The sequence below is a fragment of the Streptomyces sp. NPDC000345 genome (assembly GCF_042898825.1).
Classification (GTDB): domain Bacteria; phylum Actinomycetota; class Actinomycetes; order Streptomycetales; family Streptomycetaceae; genus Streptomyces.
In genome coordinates this window covers 1-26,168 of the sequence record NZ_JBIAZE010000028.1, presented here as the reverse complement: position 1 = coordinate 26,168, position 26,168 = coordinate 1, and the positions used below count along the sequence as shown (strand labels likewise).

22 protein-coding genes are annotated in these 26,168 nt (G+C 68.8%); 12 read left to right on the top strand and 10 right to left on the bottom strand.

The genetic code is table 11. The features are described 5' to 3' along the window. Positions 1-64 precede the first annotated feature (64 nt). Positions 65-397: a WXG100 family type VII secretion target gene (locus ACFY30_RS38790; RefSeq protein ID WP_390849850.1), complete on the top strand. Its 333-nt coding sequence runs from the start codon at positions 65-67 to the stop codon at positions 395-397. A gap of 35 nt (positions 398-432) precedes the next feature. Next, on the top strand, positions 433-741 hold the full coding sequence (locus ACFY30_RS38785; protein WP_390849849.1) for a WXG100 family type VII secretion target: 309 nt from the start codon (positions 433-435) through the stop codon (positions 739-741). A gap of 118 nt (positions 742-859) precedes the next feature. On the opposite strand, the gene ACFY30_RS38780 is transcribed toward ACFY30_RS38785, so the two are convergent. The 7 genes from ACFY30_RS38780 to eccCa form a co-directional block, all read right to left on the bottom strand. Then, entirely contained in the window at positions 860-1,504 is a 645-nt protein-coding gene (locus ACFY30_RS38780) for a hypothetical protein (RefSeq protein WP_390849848.1), read from the bottom strand. A 29-nt stretch (positions 1,505-1,533) separates the two neighbouring features. Continuing rightward, on the bottom strand, positions 1,534-3,774 hold the full coding sequence (locus ACFY30_RS38775; protein ID WP_390849847.1) for a hypothetical protein: 2,241 nt from the start codon (positions 3,772-3,774) through the stop codon (positions 1,534-1,536). Between the two features lies 1 nt (position 3,775). Beyond that, on the bottom strand, positions 3,776-4,201 hold the full coding sequence (locus ACFY30_RS38770; RefSeq protein WP_390849846.1) for a hypothetical protein: 426 nt from the start codon (positions 4,199-4,201) through the stop codon (positions 3,776-3,778). Between the two features lie 43 nt (positions 4,202-4,244). Beyond that, positions 4,245-5,648 carry a type VII secretion-associated serine protease mycosin gene (gene mycP / locus ACFY30_RS38765; RefSeq protein ID WP_390849845.1) on the bottom strand — a complete coding sequence of 468 codons (1,404 nt, stop codon included), beginning with the start codon at positions 5,646-5,648 and terminating at the stop codon, positions 4,245-4,247. A gap of 31 nt (positions 5,649-5,679) precedes the next feature. After that, on the bottom strand, positions 5,680-7,242 hold the full coding sequence (locus tag ACFY30_RS38760) for a hypothetical protein (RefSeq protein ID WP_390849844.1): 1,563 nt from the start codon (positions 7,240-7,242) through the stop codon (positions 5,680-5,682). Continuing rightward, positions 7,242-7,748 (bottom strand): hypothetical protein, encoded by a 507-nt coding sequence (locus ACFY30_RS38755; RefSeq protein ID WP_390849843.1) that lies wholly within the window; start codon positions 7,746-7,748, stop codon positions 7,242-7,244. The genes ACFY30_RS38760 and ACFY30_RS38755 overlap by 1 nt, the downstream gene beginning before the upstream one ends. A 79-nt stretch (positions 7,749-7,827) precedes the next feature. After that, the gene (gene eccCa, locus ACFY30_RS38750; protein ID WP_390849842.1) at positions 7,828-11,793 is read right to left on the bottom strand and encodes a type VII secretion protein EccCa; all 3,966 of its coding nucleotides are present in this window, start codon (positions 11,791-11,793) and stop codon (positions 7,828-7,830) included. 162 nt (positions 11,794-11,955) lie between these two features. Here eccCa and eccD point away from each other — a divergent pair, with 162 nt between their 5' ends. Then, positions 11,956-13,425: a type VII secretion integral membrane protein EccD gene (eccD, locus tag ACFY30_RS38745; protein ID WP_390849841.1), complete on the top strand. Its 1,470-nt coding sequence runs from the start codon at positions 11,956-11,958 to the stop codon at positions 13,423-13,425. A 120-nt stretch (positions 13,426-13,545) separates the two neighbouring features. Further along, complete coding sequence (locus ACFY30_RS38740) at positions 13,546-15,084, top strand: PQQ-binding-like beta-propeller repeat protein (protein ID WP_390849840.1); 1,539 nt, start codon at positions 13,546-13,548, stop codon at positions 15,082-15,084. Between the two features lie 91 nt (positions 15,085-15,175). Here ACFY30_RS38740 and ACFY30_RS38735 read toward each other — a convergent pair whose 3' ends face one another. Then, positions 15,176-15,457, bottom strand: a complete 282-nt coding sequence (locus tag ACFY30_RS38735; RefSeq protein WP_390849839.1) for a DUF397 domain-containing protein — start codon at positions 15,455-15,457, stop codon at positions 15,176-15,178. Positions 15,458-15,793: 336 nt separating this feature from the next. Between ACFY30_RS38735 and rpsO the strand changes: the two genes are divergently transcribed. From rpsO to ACFY30_RS38710, 5 genes are all read left to right on the top strand, one after another. Then, positions 15,794-16,081: a 30S ribosomal protein S15 gene (rpsO, locus tag ACFY30_RS38730; protein ID WP_016432306.1), complete on the top strand. Its 288-nt coding sequence runs from the start codon at positions 15,794-15,796 to the stop codon at positions 16,079-16,081. Positions 16,082-16,427: 346 nt separating this feature from the next. Further along, positions 16,428-18,650, top strand: coding sequence for a polyribonucleotide nucleotidyltransferase (locus tag ACFY30_RS38725; RefSeq protein ID WP_390849838.1), 2,223 nt, complete (start codon positions 16,428-16,430; stop codon positions 18,648-18,650). Next, complete coding sequence (locus ACFY30_RS38720) at positions 18,647-20,026, top strand: M16 family metallopeptidase (protein ID WP_390849837.1); 1,380 nt, start codon at positions 18,647-18,649, stop codon at positions 20,024-20,026. The genes ACFY30_RS38725 and ACFY30_RS38720 overlap by 4 nt, the downstream gene beginning before the upstream one ends. 26 nt (positions 20,027-20,052) lie before the next feature. Next, entirely contained in the window at positions 20,053-20,805 is a 753-nt protein-coding gene (gene dapB / locus ACFY30_RS38715; RefSeq protein WP_390849836.1) for a 4-hydroxy-tetrahydrodipicolinate reductase, read from the top strand. Between the two features lie 8 nt (positions 20,806-20,813). Beyond that, positions 20,814-21,269 (top strand): hypothetical protein, encoded by a 456-nt coding sequence (locus tag ACFY30_RS38710; protein WP_390662591.1) that lies wholly within the window; start codon positions 20,814-20,816, stop codon positions 21,267-21,269. 84 nt (positions 21,270-21,353) lie between these two features. On the opposite strand, the gene ACFY30_RS38705 is transcribed toward ACFY30_RS38710, so the two are convergent. Together ACFY30_RS38705 and ACFY30_RS38700 are read right to left on the bottom strand one after the other, a co-directional pair. Further along, positions 21,354-21,908, bottom strand: a complete 555-nt coding sequence (locus tag ACFY30_RS38705) for a hypothetical protein (RefSeq protein WP_390849835.1) — start codon at positions 21,906-21,908, stop codon at positions 21,354-21,356. A gap of 51 nt (positions 21,909-21,959) precedes the next feature. Then, on the bottom strand, positions 21,960-22,202 hold the full coding sequence (locus ACFY30_RS38700; protein WP_390849834.1) for a hypothetical protein: 243 nt from the start codon (positions 22,200-22,202) through the stop codon (positions 21,960-21,962). 146 nt (positions 22,203-22,348) lie between these two features. Between ACFY30_RS38700 and thyX the strand changes: the two genes are divergently transcribed. The 3 genes from thyX (at position 22,349) to ACFY30_RS38685 (ending at position 26,015) form a co-directional block, all read left to right on the top strand. Further along, a complete protein-coding gene (thyX, locus tag ACFY30_RS38695; protein WP_390849833.1) occupies positions 22,349-23,089 on the top strand; it encodes an FAD-dependent thymidylate synthase in 741 nt (246 codons plus the stop codon). Positions 23,090-23,301: 212 nt separating this feature from the next. Continuing rightward, positions 23,302-24,201, top strand: a complete 900-nt coding sequence (gene dapA, locus ACFY30_RS38690; protein WP_390849832.1) for a 4-hydroxy-tetrahydrodipicolinate synthase — start codon at positions 23,302-23,304, stop codon at positions 24,199-24,201. A gap of 128 nt (positions 24,202-24,329) precedes the next feature. Next, the gene (locus ACFY30_RS38685) at positions 24,330-26,015 is read left to right on the top strand and encodes a ribonuclease J (RefSeq protein WP_390849831.1); all 1,686 of its coding nucleotides are present in this window, start codon (positions 24,330-24,332) and stop codon (positions 26,013-26,015) included. Positions 26,016-26,168 lie beyond the last annotated feature (153 nt).

Here is a 26,168-nt window from a genome sequence, read left to right as displayed (position 1 = left end):
CGGAAGACACAGCATCTTGCCCGCCAGGGCGGCCACCGTCGCATCAGGAGGAGGGCAGGAAGCCATGAGCGTCAATTTCAGCGACGCGGAACTCACGGACCTTGCTGACAAGATCCGCGAGTTCCACCACAACGTCAGTGACCGTGTGACGTCCCTCAACAGGGTCGTGGACATGATCCAAGGGGGCTGGAAGGGCGCGGCCGGCAAGGAGTTCGACTCCGTCCAGCAGAGTGTGAACCAGCACCTGAGGAAGCTTCAGGACAACCTCGTCGATCTCGAGGAAGTCATGCGGATGAGCGTCAAGGGCTTCTCCGCCCAGGAGCAGGAGCGGATCTCGGACATCCGCAAGGTCGACAACTCGTACCAGGTGACGAGCCGCATCACCGACCTTGCCTGAGCCGCACCCCAGACGCCACTGAGGAGGACCTGACCATGAGCGACGCCGGACGCACAGCAGTAAATTACGACACCGTCACCCAGGCCGCGAGCGACGTCCGCAAGACGGCCGGTGACCTGGTCGAAGGCCTGGAGACCCTGATGAGCAGGGTCAGGGCGGTCGCCGAGACCTGGGAGGGCGAGGCGAAGACCGCCTACACCGAGATCCAGCGCTCCAGCAGCGAGGAGATGGATCTGATGTGCCAGAAGCTCGCCCGCATCGCGAAGCTCCTGGACGAGTCGGTCATCGGCTACTCGGACACGGACCACGGCAACGCGGCACGCTTCCGGATGCTGATGGGCTGAGCCGACCCCTGACGCGACTACGGGGAGGCGGTGCCAGCACCGCCTCCCCGTACTGTTTTCCACGGCGTCACCGATGTGCGCCGCGCTCAGCGACGACCCAGTGCCCCGCTCCTCCCTTTCATGATGCCGTCGTCAGCGTGGGAGCGCCGGACGGCGGAGTGAAGTCCTTCTGGCAGCCTGTCTGGAGCTGCGCTTCGAAGAACATCCTGCCCGCCAGCTGGGCGAGGTCCTGCTGGGCTCTGTCGTCATTCCTGCCTGCGGAACCGGTGGCGGTAGCGATGACCGACAGGTAGGGGTGGCCCATCCCTGAGGTGTGGCTTGACCCCTCCGAGGCGGACCTGCACTCGATGTAGATCGCTGCCCGCCTGTCCCAGGTGATCGCGTCGGTGCCCAGGCCGAAATGGGAAACGTCAGACGCGCCGTCGACCCCCAACTGCGAGAGCCAGTCCTTCTGAGAGCCGTCCTTCATTTCGGCCGTCATCTTGAGGGCTCCGCTGCTGGTTGAGTTGACGCAGGTGAGTTTGAGCGAGCTGTCCGTGGCAACGCGAGACCAGCTCGACTTGAACGAGGAGTCCGGGGAGAGGAGCCTTTCCAAAGGATCGACATGCGCGGAGAAGACCCCTTCATTGCACGTCTCCGAGGCCTTGAGCTCCTTCCCGTCGGTGTCCGAGGTGACGGCCCACAGAGTCCCCCCGACACCGACCGCGACCAGGGCGCCGACTGCGATGCCGATCAGGCGACGCCGCCCGGTAACAATGCTCACGTGAATCTCCAGTGGTTGTGGACCAGTGCCTACGCTTTTCCTCGCTGCCTGCGGTACTCGTCCAGGACGGAATGAGCATGGTCGTTGCCCTGCAAATGCCCCTCGCGTACGGCGGACTCGATCTGTGCGGGGTCCAGCCCCGACGGGAAGGCGCCGTTTGCCGCCGATGCGGCCAGCTGAGCGGCCTGCAGCGTCGAAGCCTTGTGTGTCTCCCAATCCTTGCCGGACTTGAAGAGTGCCTCTCCGGACCTGTCCTGAGGATCCGGGAAGAGCCCGTCGATCATCTGCCCCGTCAGGTCCTCGGTCGCCGCCACCGCGAACGCGCCGGCCACCGGTGAAGCCGCTGTACTGACCCCCACGCCGATTCCGATGCTCGCGGCAGTGTTCGCCCAGGCCTTCCACTTGTCCATGTTCTTGTTGAACTGGGCGTCACCTTCGGCGGATTTCTGGATGTCTGAGTCCTGGCGTGCCAGGCCCAGCACTCCTTGGACCTCGGAGTTCCTGGAGGAGATCTCCTGGATGGTTTGCCGTGTGGTCTCACCGTATGCGTCGGGGTTGGCGAGGTGGTAACCCATCAGGTCGCTGGTGTACAGCGACTCGCCGATGTTGAGGGCCTTGTAGCCATCAGGCGTCTGACCGAGGTCGTACATGAAGCGGGTGATGTCCTGCTCACTGAACTTGGCCTGGGCTCCACTGAGGGGGTAGAGATCGGCGAGCGTGGCACCTCCGGGGTCGCCGCCGGAGAGCGCCCTGTGGATGTCGGGCATGTACTCCGCTGCCATCTGCCCCAGGCTCTCCTCCATGCCCTTGTGCAGCTTGAAGTCGTCCTTCGGGTCCGAGATCCCGTGGACGACCTTAGTCATCAGCTCGGCCTGGTCCTTCGTGTGGGGATGCAGGTTCGCACTCGGGCCCTCGTCGTAGGCGTGACCGGTCGTGGCCGCTTCCAGCGCGTGGGAGAGGGAGCGGTAACCGGCCGAGGCTCCGGTGTCATTATCGCCGGTACCGTCCGACGGCCACTCGCGCTCAGATGTCAGGTAGTCGAAATTCTTGTCGTTGGAGAAGAAATCGATGGACGCTTCGGAATTGTGTCCGAGAGCCTGCATGAAACCTGTCATGGGGTCCTGACCCCTGTCGTCCTTCGCGCCGAAGTTCAGATCCGTCTCCGAGTTGCGCGTCCAGAAGTCAGCGGGTGAGAGGGGACCGTCCCAACGCTTGTCCTCCTTCATCAAAGCGTTTCCGTAGTCATGGAGGAACTTGGTGTCGTAGTTCCCCTCCCGCATGAGATTGCTCATCACCTGGAAGCCATAGGGATTCGCCGCGTCCTCGCTGTCGATGCGGCTGCCGCCCAGGTCGATGACTTCCTTCTCCCAGGCGCGCATGGCCGCGCTGTCGGAATGGGTGGCCGAAGCCAGCGAGCGACCGAGGTTGTTCTGCAGGGCTTTGAGTTGCTTCAGGCGTTCCTCGCTGGGCTCATTGGGAACCCGCGAGTATCCGTCGCCCTTCGGGTCGGCCATGGCTGCCCAGAACTGAAGCGTTCCCTTGCCGCCCAGACCCGTCGCGAATTTCTCGTTGAAGAGAGGGTCGCCCTCGTGTTTGGCGAGCACCTTGTTCATGTGCTCGATCTGGGGGGTGGTCATGTCCTTGCCCAGTTTCGCCAGCTCGACCATCGCTCGAGCTTCCTTGAGCGATTCCTTCCGCTCCTTGGTGGCCTCGCTGATGCTGGTCGCGGTCTGGGTGTTGAAGCCCTTGTTGCGGCCGTTGGCGTCGTTCGTGAGGGCCCACTGCAGTGCGGTGTCCGCGTCGTCGGCGTCCTTGAGCGCCGCCTCGATCCGGTTGTTGCAGTCGTGGACCGTGTCGAGATAGCCCTTCTGGAGAGCCGCCTGCTGTCCGTTCTCCGCCTTCGAAGTGTCACAGTAGACGTGACCCTCCGCAGTGATCTCGAGATACTTGTCGTCGTGGACGTAGCTCTCGATTTTCTTCAGCTCGTCTTTGGCTGCCTGAAAAGCGTCATGAGCGCTCTTCAGGAGGTCGTGAATGTCCTTGGCTTCGTCGGAGGCAGCCTTCATCTGCTTCTCGACGACATCGAACTTGCCCAGGGCCTCGTCCGCAGTCTCACCCTTCCAGTTGGATTCGGTGAGCCCCTTCGTCACCGTCGTGCCGAAAGATCGCGCGATCGTGTCGAACTGTCCCGGAAGGTTACGCCACTTGTCGACCGCATCCGACAGAGTGGACAGGTCAAGTGAGCCAAGCTGCTGATAGGTGATTCCCATGTCAGTGCTTCTCCCTCACGTCCTTCAGGCTGTGGGCCTTCTGGCGCCGCTTCTCCTCTTCCGCCCGGAACTCGGCGGCAGAAGTGCGCAGGTTTCCGGCCACGCCCTTGTCGAGCAGCTCGTCCATGTACTGCATCTGAGCGCGCCAGCGCTTCTGGAATGTGGCGATCGCGGCTTGGGACTTGAAGCCCTTGAGCTCGATCTTGCCGGTCGCGGACATCGTCTGGTCGTCTGCGTCCCTGAAGTTCGAGCGGACGGTGTCAGCCTTCTTGGCCCGCTCCTCGAGGACGCTCGAGTCCACGTCCAGAGTCGGCTGCGCCGCACCTCCGCCCCCACCGTCGGCAGGCAACTGGTTGAGCCGCATGCTGCTCTCCTGGCGAGCCACGGCGGAGTTGCGGGCCTGGCCCCACATCTCATCGAACGACACGTCGTTTCCTTCGCTTGGTCAGCGGCAACTGATGGATCGTGGCTCAGCGGGCCGAGTGCCGGCCCGGGCCGGACGACCCGTCGGTGGGTGAGCCGGTGATGCGACCCTGCGGTTGCCCGTAGGGCGGGTACGGCTGCTGCTGGGTGGTGTACGGCGCATAGGCCGGCGGGACCGGTGCGGCGGCCGGCTGGGCGGCGCGGCGCTTGCGGGCACGCACCTTCGGGACGGCGACGGCGGCACCGAGGAGCGCGGCGGCGCCGAGACCGAGGGCGATCCAGAGGGGCGCGTCGCCGTCGTCGCCGCTGTCGGCGGCAGCGGTCGTGTCATCGGCCTTGCTGTCGTCCGTCGCCGAGCCCGAGGACGGGGAGTCCTTGGGCGACGGGGAGACCGAGGACGCTGTCGCCAGGTCCGGAAGCGGGTACTCGTCCGCAGGGCCCGGGTCACCGGGGCTCTGGAGCGCGACGCGGGGGCGGACGATGCCGTACCCGAAGTCGTCGTTACGGGTCCAGCTCTTCTCGTTGCCCTTCATGGTGTTGATGAGGACGCGGAGGACCTGGTTGTTCGTCCAGGTGGGGTGCTTGGACCAGACGAGGGCGGCGGAGGCCGAGGCGATCGCCGTGGCGTCACTGGTTCCTTCGGTCCTGCAGACCTGCGTGCCACCCAGGCAGGCATGAATCATGTTGTCGCCTGGTGCGGTGACGTCGACTTCTGCGCCGTGCTGTGAGAAGGAGGCTCGCTTCACGTCCTCCGTGACCGCTCCTACGCCGACGACACCAGGAGTGGAGGCCGGGTACTGAGGCAGATTGGACGTGTCACCGCTGTTGCCGACGCCGGCGAAGATCAGCTTGCCCTTGTCGAGGGCGTACTTGACGGCGGAGGCCAGCTCCGGCGTTCCGACGTTCTTTCTCCCGGAGGCGTTGGCGGCCGCCATGGAGATGTTGATGATCTGCGCCTTGGAGTCCGCCGCGAACCTGATGGCCTGGGACATCACGCGGGAGTACTCCGAGCCCGTGTCCACCTGACCGAAGTCCTCGGTGGAGTAGCGCATGCGGATGGGAAGAACCTTGGCTCCCGGGGCGAGACCGTAGGAGCCGTCGAGGGAGCCCCGGGCACTCGTCGCGGCGATGAGCGCCGCCATGTTCGTGCCATGGCCGGCCAGGTCGGTGTGCTCGTTGCCGCGTTGACCCGAGAAGTCCTTGCCGTCCAGTACCTGGCCCTTGAGGTCGGCCAGGGATGTGTCGACCCCCGAGTCGATGACGGCGACAACGACACCCTCGCCGGTGCTGGTCTTCCACATGTCGTCGGCCTGCATCGCGTCGAGAAACCACTGCCGGGCCCGGACGGACTCGGCGTGGGCGGGAGTCGCGGCTATGCCTACCAGCAGTAGGCCGAGAGCAGCCGACACCACCGAGACGGGCCGCAGTGTTCGCTTACCGCTGGTACTCATCTGTCTTCCTGGTTGGGGAGTCGTGCCGGACTCAGTCGACGACCGGGGGAACGGCCCGACGGTTGTTGGCGGCCCAGGTCTCCTCGTCCTCGACGAGGTAGTCAGGTCGCCTGCCGTGCTGCTGATCGCGCCGGGAGCCGGGAGCGTTCGACGGGTGGGCGTTTGCCCCGCTGCGGCCGGCAGCCGGGCCGTGCTCCGGGGCGGCGGAGCCGGCGGCGGGCCGTACCAGTCCCGATCCGCCGGGTGTGAAGGGGCGCGGGTTGGTGCGGCCCGGCTGCGGACGGCTGCCCACGATCCCGCCGGATTCCGACGCGAGACGGCGCCCCCCGGTCAGGCCGCCTCCGGCGCTCCCGCCTCCCGTGCCCTGCATGCCCGGAGTCATACCGCGCATCATCGGCGCGCGTCCCTGCGCCGTTCCGCCGCCGATGACGGTTCCGCGCGGAATGCCCGTGGACCGTCCCGCCCCCGGAGTGACCGGTCGGCCGCCGAGGATGCCGCTCTCCCGAGGGAGACGCGCCGCCGCTCCGTTGGTGATCCCCTGGCCGGGCAACTGGGGAAGACGCGAAGTCGACGGCATGCGCCCGGGCGCTACGGGGTTCGTGCCGCCCCCGCCGCCTCCGAAGGCGGGTGGCACGACACCCGGTTGAACGGTCGGCGCAGGCTCAGGACGTGGGGGTGCTGTCTGCGGCCCGGCGGACGGTGGGGCGGTGGCGGGGAGCGAGGTGTCGGGCAGCGTGCCCACCCCGTCGATTTCCATGTCCGCGGCCGGGACCGTCCGCGTCGGCTGATGGCTGGTTCCCGTGGTGCCGAGGTCCACATTGGTCCGTGATGCCGAGCCAATGGAGGCATGGCCTCCCGCACCGCCGCCGCTCGTGTGCGAAGTGGTGGAGGAAAGGCCTCCGGTGCCGGACTGGGCGTACTGAGATCCGGTCGAGACGTAATCGCTGTCGGGCTCGACCCACCATCCCGAGCTGCCCGTGTTTCCTGCCGGTGGCGAGAACGTAGGCGGCTCCACGCTGTTCACCTGTTGCGCCGAGTACTCGTACGCCTGCGCCAGCTTCTGCATCTGCTGGATCGCCTCGGCGCGGGCGGCCTCGATGCGGGCCTGGGCCGCCGTCGCGTCGGTCTGGGCGGTCTGGGCCAGAGTCCGGGCGTCGGGGTCGTTGCGGGCACCGGGCTGCTTGGCCGCCGCCATCGTGCTCTTGGCGTCGGCGAGGTCCGCCTGGGCCTGGGTCGTCTCCGAGACCTTCGGCATCGCGGCCTTGGCCTCGGCAACGGCCTGAGCCACCGTCTCCATCCACCGCGACGCCACCTCGGCGTACTGACCGAGACGGAGCGTGGCGCTGGCCGTCTGCCCGCCCCAGTCACGGAAGGCGTCACCGCCCTCACCCTGCCACTCGAGTCCCTTGACGTGTGTCATGAGGTCGTCGCCGATCTTCGTGATCGTCGAGGCGGCCTTGGTGAGCTTGCTGGCGAGAGTGGAGGCACTTTCCGAGGAGGCGGAGTCGAGCATGGCGGCGAGCTGCTCGTGCGTCATGGACTCGAAGTCCGTACGCGCGAGCTTCGGCTCCTTGCCCTGCGGCGTCCCGGCCATCAGAAGCTCTCCTCGCTCTCGGCGCCCGACTGGGTCGCACCACTGCTCTCGCGCTGGGCGTACGGATCCCGCTCAGCCACGTAGTACTTCTCCGCCTCCGCGTTGACCTCCTTCATCCGCGCCCGGATGTCGTCGTCCAGGTTCGCGTAGCCCACGCGAGAGGCGTGCACCGCCAGACCCATGCCCTCGATCTGCGTGCTGAGTGCTTTGGAGAGGTTCTCCAGCTCGTCGTGCACGAGGGTGTAGGAGTCGTAGAGGAACTGCGCTTCCTTGAAATCGGCCGAACCCAACTGCGCGCGGGCAAGGCGGTCCTGTCCCACCTTGCCCGGAGCCGCCTCCGACTTGTCGAGCTCGATCAGCAGCTCGTCCACCCGCTTCTTGAAGCCCTCCATGGCGGTGTGCTGGATGTCCAGCGCCATCTGAGGGTTGACGTTGTACAGGGTGTCGAACGACTTGCCCGTGTCCGGCGCATCGCTGTCCGCGGCGCCGCCCCCGTTTCCACTCACCTCAGCAGCCTCCCCGTTCTCCCCGTGCAATCAAGTCGAGCCCGATCAGTCAAGACGAGACAAGGCTCGATCAGTCACTCTAATGGCGTTGCGGAAGCAAGCCCACCTGGATAAGCGACGTGCCTCGCTTGCGTGACACGAACACGCCCCGTCCCGGCGGCATCGGCCGGCTCCGGACGTTGCCGAGGATGTCACCCTCGCTCGGATCGCCCGACAACACCACGCCCTGCGCGCCGAGTTCCTTCACACGCTGCATGAAGGACTCGTACATGGCGCGCGAGGCGCCGGCCGTGTTGCGCGCCACGATGAACTTGACGCCGACGTCCCGTGCGAACGGCAGGTGTTCCACCAGTGAGGACATCGGATTGCCGGAGTTGGTCGCCACCAACTCGTAGTCGTCGATGATGACGAACAGTTGCGGTCCGCTCCACCAGCTACGGTCGCGAAGCTGCTGCGGCGTGATGTCCGGCTTGGGCGTGCGCATCTCCATGAACTGCCGGATGGCGTCCATGTGGACCTGCATCGCCGAGGCCATCGGCGCGTACTCCAGGAGGTGCTCCTCCGACACCGTCTCCAGCATGGTGCGCCGGTAGTCGCCCACCACGATCCGTGCCTCGGCGGGTGTGTAGCGCTCCGCGACCTGCTTCGCGATCAGGCGCAGCAGATTCGTCTTGCCCGCCTCGCTCTCACCGAAGACGAGGAAGAACGGATCGGCGTCGAGGTCGATGAAGACGGGCTCCAGGTTCGCCTCGTCGATGCCGATCGCGATGCCGTGCTGCGGGAACTCGAAGCCCTTGGGCAACTGCTCGGCGGGCAGCTTGCGGGGCAGAAGGCGAACCGTAGGTGCCGCCGGGCCCTGCCAGCCCGTCTTCACTGCCTGCACCAGCTGTGCCGTGGCGTCGGTGAGGTCGTCGCTCGCCGACGACGAGTCGACCCGCGGCAGCGCCGTCATGAAGTGCAGCTTCTCCGGGACCTGACCACGTCCGGGCACGCCCGTCGGCACGTTCTGTGCGACCTTGCGGTCGAACTCCGAGTCCATCGCGTCACCGAGCCGCAGCTCCAGCCGGCCGAGGACCTGGTCCTTGAGGACCGCCCGCACCTCCATGTACCGAGAGGCCGAGAGCACCACGTGGACGCCGTATCCCAGGCCGCGGCCCGCGAGGTCGGTGACGACGCCGTCGAGGCCCTCGTAGTCGTTCTTGAAGTTGCCCCATCCGTCGATGACGAGGAAGACGTCCCCCCAGCCCTCGTCGGACAGTTCACCCGCGGCACGCCGACGGCGATACGTGGCGATGGAGTCGACGCCGTTCGCCCGGAAGAACTGCTCGCGCCGGTTGAGGATGCCGGCCACCTCCGCGACGGTACGCCGCACGCGCTCCGGATCCAGCCGCGACGCCACACCGCCGACATGCGGCAGGTCGGCGACCGCGCTCAGCCCGCCACCGCCGAAGTCGAGGCAGTAGAACTGCACCTCGTGCGGTGTGTGCGTGAGTGCGAAGGACGCGACGAGGGAACGCAGCAGCGTCGACTTGCCGGACTGCGGTCCGCCCACGATCAGCATGTGGCCGGCCGCGCCGGAGAAGTCCGCGTACAGCACCTCGCGCTTCTGCTCGAACGGCTTGTCGACGAGGCCGAGGGGGACCGTCAGCCCGCCCAGCCGCGTGTATTCCGCAGCCTGCAGCCCGCGCTGCGCCGACACCGCCAGTGGCGGCAGCAACTGGTCCAGCGAGGGCGCGAGGTCCAGTGGGGGCAGCCAGACCTGGTGGGCCGGTACACCCTGGCCCTCCAGCCGCTGGACGATGACGTCGAGCACCGTGTCGGCCAGCGCGTCGTCGTCCTGCCGGGCGGCCGTCTGGGCGGCCTGAGCGGGATCGGGAGCGGAGTACACGACGGGCACCGGTACCGCGGTGAACAGCGCCGGGCGGCGCTCGATCGGCATCCTGCCCTGGGTGACCTCGGGAGCGCCCGCGCGGTACGTCCCCGATACGTAGGCCGCCTTGAAGCGGACCATTTCGTCGGTACCGAACTTCAGATATCCCGAGCCGGGCACCGACGGCAGGTGGTAGGCGTCCGGCACGCCCAGGGCCGCCCGCGATTCGGCGGCCGAGAACGTCCGCAGACCGATCCGGTACGACAGATAGGTGTCCAGACCCCGCAGCCGGCCCTCCTCCAGCCGCTGGGACGCCAGCAGCAGATGCACACCCAGCGAGCGGCCGATACGGCCGATCTGGATGAACATGTCGATGAAGTCCGGCTTGGCCGTGAGCAGTTCGCTGAACTCGTCGATCACGAGGACCAGGGAGGCCAGCGGCTCCAGCGGGGCGCCGGCGGCCCGCGCCTTCTCGTAGTCGTGGATGTTGGCGTAGTTGCCGGCGGCCCGCAGCAGCTCCTGGCGGCGCTGCAGCTCGCCGCGGATCGCGTCGCCCATGCGGTCGACGAGCGTCAGGTCGTCGGAGAGGTTGGTGATGACGGCGGCGACGTGCGGCATCTGCGACATGCCGGCGAAGGTCGCGCCCCCCTTGAAGTCAGCGAGGACGAAGTTCAGCGTCTCCGAGGAGTGCGTGACGGCCAGGCCCAGCACGAGTGTGCGCAGCAGTTCCGACTTGCCGGAACCGGTGGCCCCCACGCACAGGCCGTGCGGCCCCATGCCGTCCTGGGCGGCCTCCTTCAGGTCCAGCATCACGGGCTGGCCGTCCTCGCCGACACCGATCGGCACGCGCAGGCGCTCCGGCGTGGACCGCGGTCGCCAGGTGCGCGCGACGTCCACCGACGCGGCGTCACCCAGGCCCAGCAGGTCGGTGAAGTCGAGGTTGGCGAGCAGCGGTTCGTCGTCGTCTCCGCCACTTCCCATGCGCAGCGGTGCCAGCTGCCGGGCGAGCGCCTCCGCGGCGGGCAGCGACAGGGCGTCGGGCATGCCCTCCCAGGCCGTTCCGCCCCCGGAGTCCAGCCAGAGACGCTCGGGGCGCACGACGATGGAGAGGTCACCGCGCGGCTGGTCGAGTTCACCGGGGACGACCTCGACGATGGTCACCCCCTGGAGCCCCTCGGCCGCGGCGAAGGCCGAGGTCGGAGGCACGATGCCACCGTCCAGGACCACCAGGACGTGCGGCTGGTCCAGCACCGGTTGACCGTCCCGGCTGAAGCGCGGCCGCCCGTCCAGACGGGCTGTCAGCAGCTGTTCCAGTTCGCCGAGGTCGTCACCGAAGAGCCGTCGCGTGCCGGAGCCGTCCAGCCGTCCCGGTACCTGGCAGTGCGGCAGCCACTTGGTCCAGTCCCAGCGGGCCACGGCGCCGGGCGAGGCCACCACCGCGACCACCAGGTCGTCGGGGGAGTGCAGGGAGACGGCCTGGGCCACCAGCGCGCGGGCGGCCGACTGGGCGCAGCCCGCGTCGCCGGACACCGTCATGTGGTAGAAGGCGCGCAGTGACAACGCAACCGGCAGCCCGTCCAGTTGACTGTGCACCGCGAGGAAGCGCTGCATGGCGCCGGCGCACAGCGGCTCCAGCTCGTCGACCGGCGCGGTGTCCGGCGCGACCAGCGGAGTGGACAGCTGCTGTGGGCCCAGCCCTATCCGGACCTGTCCGAAGTCGCCGTCCCCGACGCGGCGTTCCCACACGCGGCTGCCCTCGGCCACCAGCGCCCACAACTGCTCCGGCGCGGGGTGCAGATACAGCTGGGCGTCGCGCTGCCTGAGCGCGGTCCTGCGGACCGTGCGACGCGTCTGCGTGAGGTACCTGAGGTAGTCGCGGCGCACGTCCGCCATTTGCCCTTGCGTACCCCGGCGATACCGCACGATCTGCGCCACCACCATTGCCGCGGTCGACACCAGCATCAGCACACCCATGATCCGCATGAACGGATGGGCGTTCGGCGATGCGAAGTAGAACACGACGGACGAGCCCATGCCGAGCGTCGGCAGGACCTGCATGAGCACGCCCTCCTGCTGCCCGCGCGGCAGCTCGGGAGGAGTCTCCAAATGAAGCTCATCCACGGGCACTTCGGGCGGCAGGGTACGCGGCGGGCGCTTGATGACGATCTGGCTCACCGGAGCATCAATCCCCCTGGGCGGACGAGTCGTTGCCTACCGGCACCCCCGTGGTGACGGCCGCCATCCGCTGCGGCGCGATCCTACTTGTCACCTCTGACGCACCGGCCGATAGGGTGGCGCCCGCAGCGTGCGCATCCGCGAAGCAGGGGGTCAGTGAAGGTGAGTACGACCGCGGCGACAGGGTTCTGCCGAGTCACCGTCGTGGCGCCGGACAGTCGTATCGACGTGGCGCTTCCGGTGGACATCGCCGTGGCCGACGTCTATCCGGAGATCCTTCGGCTCACGGGCCAGACCCAGCCGGCCGGCGCCCCGACGGGGTATCACCTGGTGCGCCGGGACGGCCGCGTCCTGGACGGCGCCCGAACCCTCGCGGACGAACGGGTCCTCGACGGCGAGGTGCTCGCCCTGCGGCCGTTCGCGGCATCCCTGCCTCCCGCGGTCTACGACGACGTCTCGGACGCCGTCGCCTCGGCCGTCGCCCGCGACCGTCACCTGTGGAGCGACGACCTGCTCGGCGTCGCCGGCCTGGCCGGGGGCTCGCTGCTGCTGCTCCTGCTCGGTTTCGTCCTCTGGTTCGCCGATCCCGTCCGCCATGACATGCACGGTCTCGCCGGTGTCATCGCGGGCGGCCTCGGCGTCCTGCTGACCGCTTTCGCGAGCGTACGAGCGCGTGTGTACGACGACCGGCGGACGGCGGTCGCCGTCGGACTCGGTGCCCTGCCCCTGTTGTTGCTCGCCGGTTCCGGGATCGTGGCCCCGGATGCCGGCCAGGGGCCGGGCAGGCTCCAGTTCATGCTCGGCTGCGTGACCGTCCTGATCGCCTCCGTCGTCCTGGTCGCGCTCACGCCCAGCGGGGACGCCCCCTTCGTGGCGGCGACCTTCCTGTCGGCCGTGGGCGCTCTTGCCACGTTCGTGATGATCGTCACCGAGGCGTCCGCCACCGCCACCGCGTCGGTGTGCGCCCCGGTCGCCATCGGCATCGTCGCCTTCCTGCCTGGCCTCTCCGCACGGTTCGCCCGCCTGCCCATCGGGTATGCCTCGCCGCGCTCCGCCGCCCAGGACGACCTCGATCTCGACCCGGCCCAGTCCGCGGACACCGAGGCCCTGGACGCCGAGGGCATCGCAGCCCAGGCCCGGCGCGGCCACGAGATGCTGCTGGGGCTGGTCGGTGGAACGGCCGCCGTCGTCGTCGGGGCCGGCGCCGTGCTCGGGTTCTCGGACAACGTCTGGGGACAGTTGTTGGCCCTGGCCACCGGCCTGGCCATGCTCATCCGCGCCCGTCTCTTCCGCTACACCTCTCAGGTGGTCTGCGTCCTCGCCGCCGGAATCGCCGCCGTCGCCCTGCTGTTGCTCGGCCTCGCCCTCAACCCTCCGGCCGCGGCGGTGACGGAGTTCGTCCTGCACGGCGACAGAGGTGCGCTCGACCTGCGCACCGCGTGGCTGACGGCCGCGATCGCCGGGGGGGCCGCACTGATCACGGCGTGCGGTCTGATCATCCCGAAGAAGGGCCTCTCGCCGTTCTGGGGGCGCTTCCTCGACCTCGCCGAGGGCACGGTTCTGCTCACGCTCGTCCCGCTGTGCCTCGCCACGGTCGGCGCGCTGACCGCCGCACGCTCCCTGGTCGGCTAGGGCCACCGAAACCAACCCGCAGACAGGCGAACCGCGTTTCGGTCAACCCGTCGCTCTTTCGATCCGCCCCACAGCGCAACATTGCGACAAAGCGGCACCAAAACAGATAAAGGACCCCGCGTGAGCTTCGGCCCGCCCCCCTCCGTGTACACCCAGTCCGCCCTGACCGCGGAGACCCGCGGCCGCAAGCGCCGCCGTGCCTGGCTGCTCGGACTGCTCGTGCTCGTGCTCGTCACGGCTCTGGGGGCCGGCGGTGTGCTCCTGTGGGGACGTGACGGCGGTGGCACCAAGACCTCCGACAACCAGCAGGACACCCGCCAGGGCCCCCTCGACATCCGCCAGACCGTCGAGAAACAACCCGCGAGCACGGTCGGCACCATGGCCTTCCGTTTCTCCGTCGACGATCTGAGCCCCGGCGAGTCGTACGAGCTGCCCGGTCTGTGGGCCACCGACAAGATCCTCGCCAAGGGCATCAACAAGACCCTCGTCGGCTTCGCCACAGGCACCGACGCCGCACCCGGCGACGAGAAGTGGAAGCTCCCCCTCGACGGCCCCATCTGCGGCTACACCCGCCATGTCACCGGCGACAACCGCACCGCCGTGCTCTATGCGGGCAAGGACGAGGAGCACGCCCTCTGCGACCACGTGGCGTTCTTCGACCTCGATGACGGCGACGAGATCTGGTCGCACGAACTCCCCGTCCACGGCATCGGTGCCTCCCCGAAGAAGCCGACGACCGGCGCCCTCCAGGACACCCCGAGCGTGACCCTCACTCACGACACGGTGGCCGTCACCTGGGGCGGCGGCTCGATCGCGTACGACATGGACCACGGCAGGCAGCGATGGAGCACGAAGGTGTCCGGAACCTGCCATGACGCTGGTGCCGCCGGCGGAGGTGCGCTGCTCGTGCGCCAGGAGTGCTGGAGCGGCGACAAGAACCTCCCCATCGACACCTGGGACTTCATGACCTTCAAGGTCCGCGAGGTGGACCCGGCCACCGGCCGCACGGTGTGGACGTACTCCGCCGCCAAAGGTGTCCGCGACGTCGACATCCCGTCCTCCGATCCCGCCGTCCTCGCCGTCTCGGCCGGCGACACCGGCATCACCGAGCTGCTCTCCCTCGACGGCGACGGCAAGAACCGGGCCACGATCCGCCTCCGGTCCGGCACGTACGTCGGCGAGTGCGCGTACGAGGACGAGTACCTCGTCGTCGACTACTGCCCGACCGTCGCCGTCGGAGCCGGCCAGGTCTTCCTGCGGAGCAAGGACGACATCGCGAAGCACACCACGAACTGGGTCATCGGCTTCGACCTGGCGACCGGGAACACCACCCAGAAGTTCGAGTCAGGCCCCGACGCCCTGCTGGTCCCCGTCGAGGTGAGCGGCGACCGGCTCCTCGCCCTGCGGGAGAGCCAGGACGGCATCTCACCCAGTGCCCTCGTCGCACTCGACCCGAAGACCGGCAAGGAGAGGCCCTTCTTCTACTTCGACCTGCCGCCCGAGGCGGAGAACTTCACCTCGATCGCCTTCAGCGACGTCCTCGTCCACGACGGCCGTCTCTTCTTCAGCGCCAAGTCCGTCATCGGCCCCGCCAAGGGGCGGCCGCGCTGGGTCTACGCGGTCCTCGGCATCGAGGGCAGCACGCTGAAGAACCCCTGAGCAGGAGTACGGAGTACTGGCCACGAATGGTGGCGGCCGGCGCCGACCGACCGCCACTCCACCTACGCCGCCATACCTACGCCGCCAACACCTACGCCCCCGCCCGGGACCCGGGCTCCAGATCGAACTCCCCGTCCCGCGCCCCCAGCACGAACGCCCGCCATTCCCCCTCCGTGTAGCGGAGCACGGTGTCCGGGTCGAGCGAGGACCGCATCGCCACGGCACCGCCGGGCAGGTCCGCGATCTCGACGCGCTCCTCGTGCTCCTCCGTACCGGGCGCGCACCTCCACTCGACGCCGGAGATGTCGAGCGCGTACAGCTCGTCCCGCTCGCGCTCCTTGCGCGCCTTCATCTCCGCTTCCGTCTCCGCCATGCCGCAGCGTCCCCTTCCCGACGTGCCGACCGCCCGAGGTGCCGACGGCCCGGCTCGTCGCATTGCCGACCTTCGCTCCGTCTACGATCCGAGCGTCACCCTAGTGGTCCGCTTTCCGCGGCGGTGAGGGTTCGGATACCGGGGGGAAGAAGCCTGCTACCTCCTGGTACCCTGGCTGTCGGCCGTTTGTGTACGCACCCCCGGAGCCCCCTCAGGACACCCTGATGGACCTGGAGGCCGCGCCCAGCGGATCCCCGCCTCCCGAGTAACGGAAGCTCCCCCGAGATGTAGACCGGGGGCACTCGGTGGCCCATCACAGACTATTGAGGAGTACGCGTGTCGCTCGACGCCGCTACGAAGAAGCAGATCATCGCCGAGTTCGGCCAGAAGGAGGGCGACACCGGCTCCCCCGAGGTCCAGGTCGCCATGCTCTCGCGTCGGATCTCCGACCTGACCGAGCACCTCAAGACCCACAAGCACGACCACCACTCCCGCCGTGGTCTGCTGATCCTGGTCGGCCAGCGTCGCCGCCTGCTGCAGTACCTGGCCAAGAAGGACATCCAGCGCTTCCGTACGCTGGTCGACCGCCTCGGCATCCGCCGCGGTGCGGCCGGCGCCAAGTAAGACGCCGTGAGGGGAGCGGTTCCCGTTCTAGGGGGCCGCTCCCTTTGCTGTACGTACGGAAACGTGCGGACTGTCACCGCCCCTTTGTAGTGTGGTAGCACGACGCATGACGTACGACACAGAGTGATGACACGTACCCGTCGCGGGTAGGCCGTCATCACATACAGAACGAGGAGACGCGCACCAAGCCGCCGCCGGTCCTCGGTAGTGGCCCCCGGGGGGAAGTGAGCCCCGGGTGCTTCGATCGAAGACCGGCCCGCACAGCACGGAGCGCCTCTCCGCCACCGTCCCCCTGCCACACGGGCAGCCGAGGGACGAAAGACGACAAGTAACGGAGAAAACGCTAGTGGAGAACGAGACCCACTACGCCGAGGCCGTCATCGACAACGGCGCCTTCGGTACCCGCACCATCCGCTTCGAGACGGGCCGCCTGGCCAAGCAGGCCGCCGGCTCCGCCGTGGCGTACCTGGACGACGACACCATGGTGCTGTCGGCCACCACCGCCTCCAAGAACCCCAAGGACCAGCTCGACTTCTTCCCCCTGACGGTGGACGTCGAGGAGCGGATGTACGCCGCCGGCAAGATCCCCGGCAGCTTCTTCCGCCGTGAGGGCCGTCCCTCCGAGGACGCCATCCTCACCTGCCGCCTGATCGACCGCCCGCTGCGCCCGTCCTTCAAGAAGGGCCTGCGCAACGAGATCCAGGTCGTCGCCACGATCATGGCGCTCAACCCCGACCACCTGTACGACGTCGTCGCGATCAACGCCGCGTCCGCGTCCACGCAGCTGGCCGGCCTGCCCTTCTCCGGCCCGATCGGCGGCGTCCGCGTCGCGCTGATCCGCGGCCAGTGGGTCGCGTTCCCGACGCACACCGAGCTCGAGGACGCCGTCTTCGACATGGTCGTCGCGGGCCGCGTCCTGGAGGACGGCGACGTCGCGATCATGATGGTCGAGGCCGAGGCCACCGACAAGACCATCCAGCTGGTCAAGGGCGGCGCCGAGGCGCCGACCGAGGAGGTCGTCGCCGCCGGTCTGGACGCCGCGAAGCCCTTCATCAAGGTGCTCTGCAAGGCCCAGGCCGACCTCGCCGCGAAGGCAGCCAAGCCGACCGCCGAGTTCCCGATCTTCCTCGACTACCAGGACGACGTCCTCGAGGCCCTCACCGCCGCCGTCAAGCCGGAGCTCGCCTCCGCGCTGACCATCGCGGGCAAGCAGGAGCGCGAGAGCGAGCTGGACCGCGTCAAGGCGCTCGCCGCCGAGAAGCTCCTGCCGGAGTTCGAAGGCCGCGAGAAGGAGATCTCCGCCGCGTACCGCTCGCTCACCAAGCAGCTGGTCCGCGAGCGCGTGATCAAGGAGAAGAAGCGCATCGACGGCCGCGGTGTCACCGACATCCGCACGCTGGCCGCCGAGGTCGAGGCCATCCCGCGGGTGCACGGCTCCGCCGTGTTCGAGCGTGGCGAGACCCAGATCCTGGGCGTCACCACCCTCAACATGCTCCGCATGGAGCAGCAGCTGGACACCCTCTCCCCGGTGACCCGCAAGCGCTACATGCACAACTACAACTTCCCGCCGTACTCCACCGGCGAGACCGGCCGCGTCGGCTCCCCGAAGCGCCGCGAGATCGGCCACGGCGCCCTCGCCGAGCGCGCCCTGGTGCCGGTCCTGCCGACCCGCGAGGAGTTCCCCTACGCGATCCGCCAGGTCTCCGAGGCGCTCAGCTCGAACGGCTCGACGTCCATGGGCTCGGTCTGCGCCTCCACCATGTCGCTGCTGAACGCCGGTGTGCCGCTGAAGGCCCCGGTCGCCGGTATCGCCATGGGCCTGATCTCCCAGGAGATCGACGGGGAGACGCACTACGTCACCCTCACCGACATCCTCGGTGCGGAGGACGCCTTCGGCGACATGGACTTCAAGGTCGCCGGCACCAAGGAGTTCGTCACCGCCCTCCAGCTCGACACCAAGCTGGACGGCATCCCCGCCTCCGTCCTGGCCGCCGCCCTCAAGCAGGCCCGTGACGCCCGCCTCCACATCCTCGACGTGATGATGGAAGCGATCGACACGCCGGACGAGATGTCCCCCAACGCGCCGCGGATCATCACCGTGAAGATCCCGGTCGACAAGATCGGTGAGGTCATCGGCCCCAAGGGCAAGATGATCAACCAGATCCAGGAGGACACGGGCGCCGAGATCACGATCGAGGACGACGGCACCATCTACATCGGTGCCGCCGACGGCCCCTCCGCCGAGGCCGCCCGTACGACGATCAACGGCATCGCCAACCCGACGATGCCCGAGGTCGGCGAGCGCTACCTGGGGACGGTCGTCAAGACGACCACCTTCGGCGCGTTCGTGTCGCTGCTCCCCGGCAAGGACGGTCTGCTGCACATCTCGCAGATCCGCAAGCTGGCCGGCGGCAAGCGCGTGGAGAACGTCGAGGACGTCGTCGGCGTGGGCCAGAAGGTCCAGGTCGAGATCGCCGAGATCGACTCCCGCGGCAAGCTCTCCCTGATCCCCGTGATCGAGGGCGAGGAAGGCTCTTCGGACGACAAGAAGGACGACGCCGACCAGTGACGTCCCGTGGCTCCGAGGCGACGGCCCGCACCTCTTCGGAGGCGCGGGCCGTCGCCCGTACCCAAACCCTGATCAAGGGCGAGAACGGCATCGGTACGGTCCGCAAGACCACCCTCCCGGGCGGCCTGCGGATCGTCACCGAGACCCTGCCCTCGGTCCGCTCCGCGACCTTCGGCATCTGGGCCCACGTCGGTTCCCGCGACGAGACCCCCGCGCTCAACGGCGCCACGCACTACCTGGAGCACCTGCTCTTCAAGGGCACCTCCCGGCGTAGCGCGCTGGACATCTCCTCGGCCCTCGACGCCGTCGGCGGCGAGATGAACGCGTTCACGGCCAAGGAGTACACGTGCTACTACGCGCGCGTGCTCGACGCCGACCTGCCGCTCGCCATCGACGTCGTCTGCGACATGCTGACCGGCTCGCTCATCCTCGAAGAGGACGTCAACGTCGAGCGCGGCGCGATCCTCGAAGAGATCGCCATGACCGAGGACGACCCGGGCGACTGTGTGCACGACCTGTTCGCGCACACCATGTTCGGCGACAGCGCCCTCGGCCGCCCGGTCCTCGGCACCGTCGACACGGTCAACGCCCTCACCGCCGACCGCATCCGCCGCTTCTACAAGAAGCACTACGACCCGACGCACCTCGTGGTGGCGGCCGCCGGCAACATCGACCACACCAAGGTCGTACGCCAGGTCCGCGCCGCCTTCGAGAAGGCGGGCGCCCTCAAGAACCCCGACGCCGCCCCGATCGCCCCGCGCGACGGCAGGCGCACGATCCGCGCCGCGGGCCGGGTCGAACTGCTCGGCCGCAAGACCGAGCAGGCCCACGTCGTCCTCGGCATGCCCGGCCTGGCCCGCACGGACGACCGCCGCTGGGCGCTCGGCGTGCTGAACACGGCCCTCGGCGGCGGGATGTCCTCCCGGCTCTTCCAGGAGGTCCGGGAGAAGCGCGGCCTGGCCTACAGCGTGTACTCGTACACCTCCGGCTTCGCCGACTGCGGCCTGTTCGGCGTGTACGCCGGCTGCCGGCCGTCGCAGGTCCACGACGTGCTGAAGATCTGCCGCGACGAGCTCGACCACGTCGCCGGGCACGGTCTGTCCGACGACGAGATCGAGCGCGCCATCGGCCAGCTCCGGGGCTCCACGGTCCTCGGCCTGGAGGACACCGGTGCGCTCATGAACCGCATCGGCAAGAGTGAGCTGTGCTGGGGCGAACAGATGTCCGTCGACGACATGCTGGCCCGGATAGCGGCGGTGACCCCGGACGAGGTCCGTTCGGTGGCCCGCGACATCCTGGGACGGCGCCCGTCGCTGTCGGTCATCGGCCCGCTCAAGGACAAGCAGGCCTCCCGTCTGCACGACGCCGTCGCCTAATCCACTCCCGTAAGGAAGCACAACAGATGAGCAAGCTGCGTGTGGCGGTCCTCGGCGCCCGGGGCCGGATCGGTTCCGAGGCGGTCCGGGCGGTCGAGGCCGCCGAGGACATGGAGCTGGTGGCCGCCCTGAGCCGCGGCGACAAGCTGGAGACGCTGGCGGAGACCGGCGCCCAGGTCGCGGTGGAACTCACCACGCCCTCCTCCGTCATGGAGAACCTCGAGTACTGCGTCCGGCACGGCATCCACGCCGTCGTCGGGACGACCGGCTGGACCGACGAGCGCCTCACGCAGCTGAAGGGCTGGCTGGCCGCCTCTCCCCGGACGGGTGTGCTCATCGCGCCGAACTTCTCCATCGGCGCCGTCCTCACCATGAAGTTCGCGCAGCTCGCGGCGCCCTGGTTCGAGTCCGTCGAGGTCGTCGAGCTGCACCACCCCAACAAGGTGGACGCCCCTTCCGGAACCGCCACCCGCACCGCCCAGCTCATCGCCGAGGCCCGCCGCGCGGCCGGCTGCGCCCCGGCCCCGGACGCCACGGAGACGGCCCTGGACGGTGCTCGCGGAGCCAGCGTCGACGGCGTCCCCGTGCACGCCGTCCGTCTGCGCGGCCTGCTCGCCCACCAGGAGGTGCTGCTGGGCGGCGAGGGCGAGACCCTCACCGTCCGCCACGACTCCCTGCACCACTCCAGCTTCATGCCGGGCATCCTGCTGGGCGCCCGCAAGGTGGTGACGACTCCGGGCCTCACCTTCGGGCTGGAGAACTTCATGGACCTCGGCTGAGCCCCGTCATGCGCGCCAAGCTCTCCTACGCCGTCACGGCCGCCGTCCTGGTCTTCTACTTCGTCCTGGTCGGCAGCCGTGGCGTCATGCTCATCCAGTCCGGCACGCTGCTGACCGTCACCTTCGGGGTGGCGGTGCTGATCCTGCCGGTCATCGGGGTGTGGTTCCTGTGGAAGAACACCCAGTTCGTGCGCCGGGCCAACGCACTCGCCGCCGAGCTCGACGCCGAGGGCGGCCTGCCCGTCGACGAGCTCGAGCGCACCCCGGCCGGCCGGATCGACCGGGACTCGGCCGACGAGGTCTTCGCCCGGCGCAAGGCCGAGACCGAGGCGGCCCCGGACGACTGGCGCACCTGGTTCCGCCTGGCCGTCGCCTACCACGACGCCCGTGACACCCCGCGCGCCCGCAAGGCGATGCAGCGCGCGATCACCCTCCACGACGGCAGGCGGACCGAGGCCGCCTGAGAGGCCTCGCGACGACCGCACCGCCGTATGCCGAAGGGGCCGGCCCGCATCTCGCGCGGACCGGCCCCTTCGGCATACGGCGTATCAGACGAGCCGGTTCTCCGAGGCCCACGCCTCGACGGCGTCCGCGGCCCGGTCGAACGCCTCGGTCCGCCCCAGGAAGTCCGCTCCGTGCGTGGTCAGCAGTATGGCGGCCTCCTCCGTCGGGCGGTCCCGTCGGACGAGCGTCAGCGCCTCACCCTGGACGGTCCGCGGCAGCCCCAGCCAGCGCACGGGCTGCTGCGCCGTCCGCACCGCCGCGACCCGGCCCCAGGGAACCGTCCGCGTGACGAGGAAACGGACCTGCCGCAGTCCGCGCGAGCTCACCCAGACGCCCATGCGGAGCAGGCGCAGCGCACTGGCGATCACCAGCACCGAGATCCCGAGGATCACGCCGGCCTCGGAGACCGACCCGGTCAGCGCGATCACGACCGCCGCGAGCAGCACGTACGAGGCGAGCAGCAGTGCCAGGGCGGCCACCGCGACCCGCCAGGGCCCGGGCCGGTAGGGGCGCCGCCAGCGCTCACGGTCCTCGAAGGGCAACGGGACATCGTCCGCAGGCTCGAAGGCGCGGTCGGCCGTCAGGAAGGGCAGGGGCACGGCTGGTCCTCACTCGTCCATGCGTGGGCTGTGCCCGGTGAGGCTATCGCGTCAGTGCCCCCGGGCGGCCTGTGACTGCTGTGACTGGTGTGACTGGTGTGACTGCTGTGCCGGAGATGAGTGGTCCACGGTGAGTGCCGGTCTTCCGATGACCACGGAGCCGACGAGCGCGGCCACGATCGTCAGCCCCAGGAGCCAGCGCCCGGCTGTCTGCCCCGCGGAGGACCGCTCACGGGGAGGGGGAGTGACATCGCTGGTGAACAGGGTTACCGCGTCCTTCGGAGGGTCGTACAAGAGGTTTCCATGAGTACAGACGCGCGAGGAGCGCAAAAGGTGCCCGCTTTCACCCCGGTTTCATAGGACCCGGGTGGTGAAGACCCCGTTTGGCGGGCCGTAGAGTGGCGTCGCCGAATGACGAGATGGGAAGGACCCTCCGAATCGTGACCCCCACCCCGGACGACGACTTCAAGATCGACCTCCGCAGCGACGTCAGCGTCGAGCTGGTCAAGCACAGCGCGGCGGACTCCGACGTCCTCTTCGCGGCCCGTGTGTCGACCGTCGGGGAGCAGTCCCTGGACGAGTTGAACAAGGACCCGGAGCGTTCGAAGGGGCTGATCAACTACCTCATGCGCGACCGGCACGGCAGCCCGTTCGAGCACAACTCGATGACGTTCTTCGTCAGCGCCCCGATCTTCGTCTTCCGCGAGTTCATGCGGCACCGGGTCGGCTGGTCGTACAACGAGGAGTCGGGTCGCTACCGGGAGCTGCAGCCGGTGTTCTACGTGCCGGACGCCTCGCGCAAGCTCGTCCAGCAGGGCCGCCCCGGCAAGTATGTGTTCGTCGAGGGCACCCCGGAGCAGCACGACCTTGTCAGCCGGGCCATGGAGGACTCGTACCGCCAGTCCTACCGGACCTACCAGGAGATGCTCGCGCAGGGCGTCGCCCGCGAGGTCGCCCGCTCGGTCCTGCCCGTCGGCCTGTTCTCCTCGATGTACGCCACCTGCAACGCCCGCTCGCTGATGCACTTCCTCGGCCTGCGCACCCAGCACGAGCTGGCCAAGGTCCCCTCCTTCCCGCAGCGGGAGATCGAGATGGTCGGCGAGAGGATGGAGGCCGAGTGGGCGAAGCTCATGCCCCTCACCTACGCCGCCTTCAACGCCAACGGTCGTGTCGCCCCGTGACGAAGGCCTGTTCTCCCGTCCGGCACACATGTACGGGCCGCTCGCGCGAAGTGTCCGTATTGCGGCATTTGGAGAAGTTCATCTAGCCTGATCAAACGGACCCGGTACTGCTTGAACCCCCGAGCAGGCAGTACCGGGATCCGCATTTGTCGTGACGTTTCGTAACCCCCCGAGGGCAGACCACGGGGTGAGCAACGAGTAGCGTGTTCCCCATGGCTCCGACCTCCACTCCGCAGACCCCCTTCGGGCGGGTCCTCACCGCCATGGTCACGCCCTTCACGGCGGACGGCGCACTCGACCTCGACGGCGCTCAGCGGCTCGCCACCCACCTGGTGGATGCAGGCAACGACGGCCTGATCATCAACGGCACCACCGGCGAGTCCCCGACCACCGGCGACGCGGAGAAATCGGACCTGGTACGAGCCGTCCTGGAGGCCGTCGGCGACCGGGCCCACATCGTGGCCGGCGTCGGCACCAACGACACCCACCACAGCATCGAGCTGGCCAAGGCCGCCGAGCGGACGGGCGCACACGGCCTCCTGGTCGTCACCCCCTACTACAACAAGCCCCCGCAAGAGGGCCTCCACCGCCACTTCACGTCGATCGCCGATGCCACCGAGCTGCCCGTCATGCTCTACGACATCCCCGGCCGCAGCGGCGTCCCGATCAACACCGAGACACTCGTCCGCCTCGCGGAGCACCCGCGGATCGTCGCGAACAAGGACGCCAAGGGAGACCTCGGCCGCGCGAGCTGGGCCATCGCGCGTTCCGGCCTCGCCTGGTACTCCGGCGACGACATGCTGAACCTGCCGCTGCTCTCCGTGGGCGCGGTCGGCTTCGTCTCGGTCGTCGGCCACGTCGTCACCCCCGACCTGCGCGCCCTCGTCGACGCGTACGTATCCGGCGACGTCCAGAAGGCCACCGAGATCCACCAGAAGCTGCTCCCCGTCTACACGGGTATGTTCCGCACCCAGGGCGTCATGACCACCAAGGCCGCGCTCACCCTGCTGGGCCTGCCCGCCGGACCGCTGCGCTCGCCCATGGTCGAGTGCTCGCCCGAAGAGATCGGCCAGCTCAAGATCGATCTTGCCGCAGGCGGGGTACAGCTCTGACAACAGACTTCACAACTGAATAGGCAGGCCACCGGTGCCTGCGACCACAACGACAACTGCTTCTGCACGAACGTCACGCGCGCCACGTGCCCTACCGGTACGTGGCGCGCGTGTTTGAGGAGAGTCTTTTGAGTCATCCGCATCCCGAACTGGGCCCGCCCCCGCCGCTCCCCGAGGGCGGCCTGCGGGTCACCCCGCTCGGCGGCCTCGGCGAGATCGGCCGCAACATGACGGTCTTCGAGTACGGCGGCCGTCTGCTGGTCGTCGACTGCGGAGTGCTCTTCCCCGAGGAGGAGCAGCCCGGAATCGACCTGATCCTGCCCGACTTCTCGTCCATCCGTGACCGTCTGGACGCCGTCGAGGGCATCGTCCTGACCCACGGCCACGAGGACCACATCGGCGCCGTCCCCTACCTCCTGCGCGAGAAGCCGGACATCCCGCTGATCGGCTCCAAGCTGACCCTCGCCCTCATCGAGGCGAAGCTCCAGGAGCACCGCATCCGCCCGTACACCCTCGAGGTGGCGGAGGGGAACCGCGAGCGCATCGGCCCCTTCGACTGCGAGTTCGTCGCCGTCAACCACTCCATCCCGGACGCCCTCGCGGTGGCGATCCGCACCCCCGCCGGCATGGTGGTGCACACGGGTGACTTCAAGATGGACCAGCTCCCGCTGGACGGCCGCCTCACGGACCTGCACGCGTTCGCACGTCTGAGCGAGGAAGGGATCGACCTTCTTCTCTCCGACTCGACGAACGCCGAGGTCCCCGGCTTCGTTCCGCCGGAGCGGGACATCTCCAACGTCCTGCGCACGGTCTTCGGGAGCGCCCGCAAGCGGATCATCGTGGCGAGCTTCGCCAGCCACGTGCACCGCATCCAGCAGATTCTGGACGCCGCCCACGAGTACGGACGCCGGGTGGCCTTCGTCGGCCGCTCGATGGTCCGCAACATGGGCATCGCCCGAGACCTGGGCTACCTCAAGGTCCCGCCGGGTCTCGTCGTGGACGTCAAGACCCTCGACGACCTCCCGGACCACGAGGTCGTCCTGGTCTGCACGGGCTCCCAGGGCGAACCGATGGCCGCCCTGTCCCGCATGGCCAACCGCGACCACCAGATCCGTATCGTCCCCGGCGACACGGTCATCCTGGCGTCGTCCCTGATCCCCGGCAACGAGAACGCGGTCTACCGCGTGATCAACGGCCTGACCCGCTGGGGCGCGAACGTCGTCCACAAGGGCAACGCCAAGGTCCATGTCTCCGGCCACGCCTCGGCGGGTGAGCTGCTGTACTTCTACAACATCTGCCGCCCGAAGAACCTGATGCCGGTGCACGGCGAATGGCGCCATCTGCGCGCCAACGCCGAGCTGGGCGCCCTGACGGGTGTCCCGCACGACCGCATCGTCATCGCCGAGGACGGCGTCGCCGTCGACCTCGTCGAGGGCAAGGCGAAGATCTCCGGCAAGGTCCAGGCGGGCTACGTCTACGTCGACGGCCTCTCGGTCGGCGACGTCGGTGAGCCGGCGCTGAAGGACCGGAAGATCCTCGGCGACGAGGGCATCATCTCGGTCTTCGTGGTCGTGGACTCCTCCACCGGCAAGATCACCGGTGGACCGCACATCCAGGCCCGCGGCTCGGGCATCGAGGACTCGGCCTTCGGGGCCGTCACCCCGAAGATCGCCGAGGTCCTGGAGCGCTCCGCCCAGGACGGTGTGGTCGAACCCCACCAGCTGCAGCAACTCATCCGCCGCACCCTGGGCAAGTGGGTCTCCGACACCTATCGCCGCAGGCCGATGATCCTCCCGGTCGTGGTGGAGGTCTGAGCGACGTACAACCCCTCGCACGTGCCCTCGTACGTGTGAACCTGGAGCGGGGGGGGGGGGGGGGGGGTGGGGGGGGGGGGGCCGCCCCCGGGGGGGGGGGGCGCCCCCCCCCCCCCCCCCCCCCCCCCCCCCCCCCCCCCCCCCCCCCCCCCC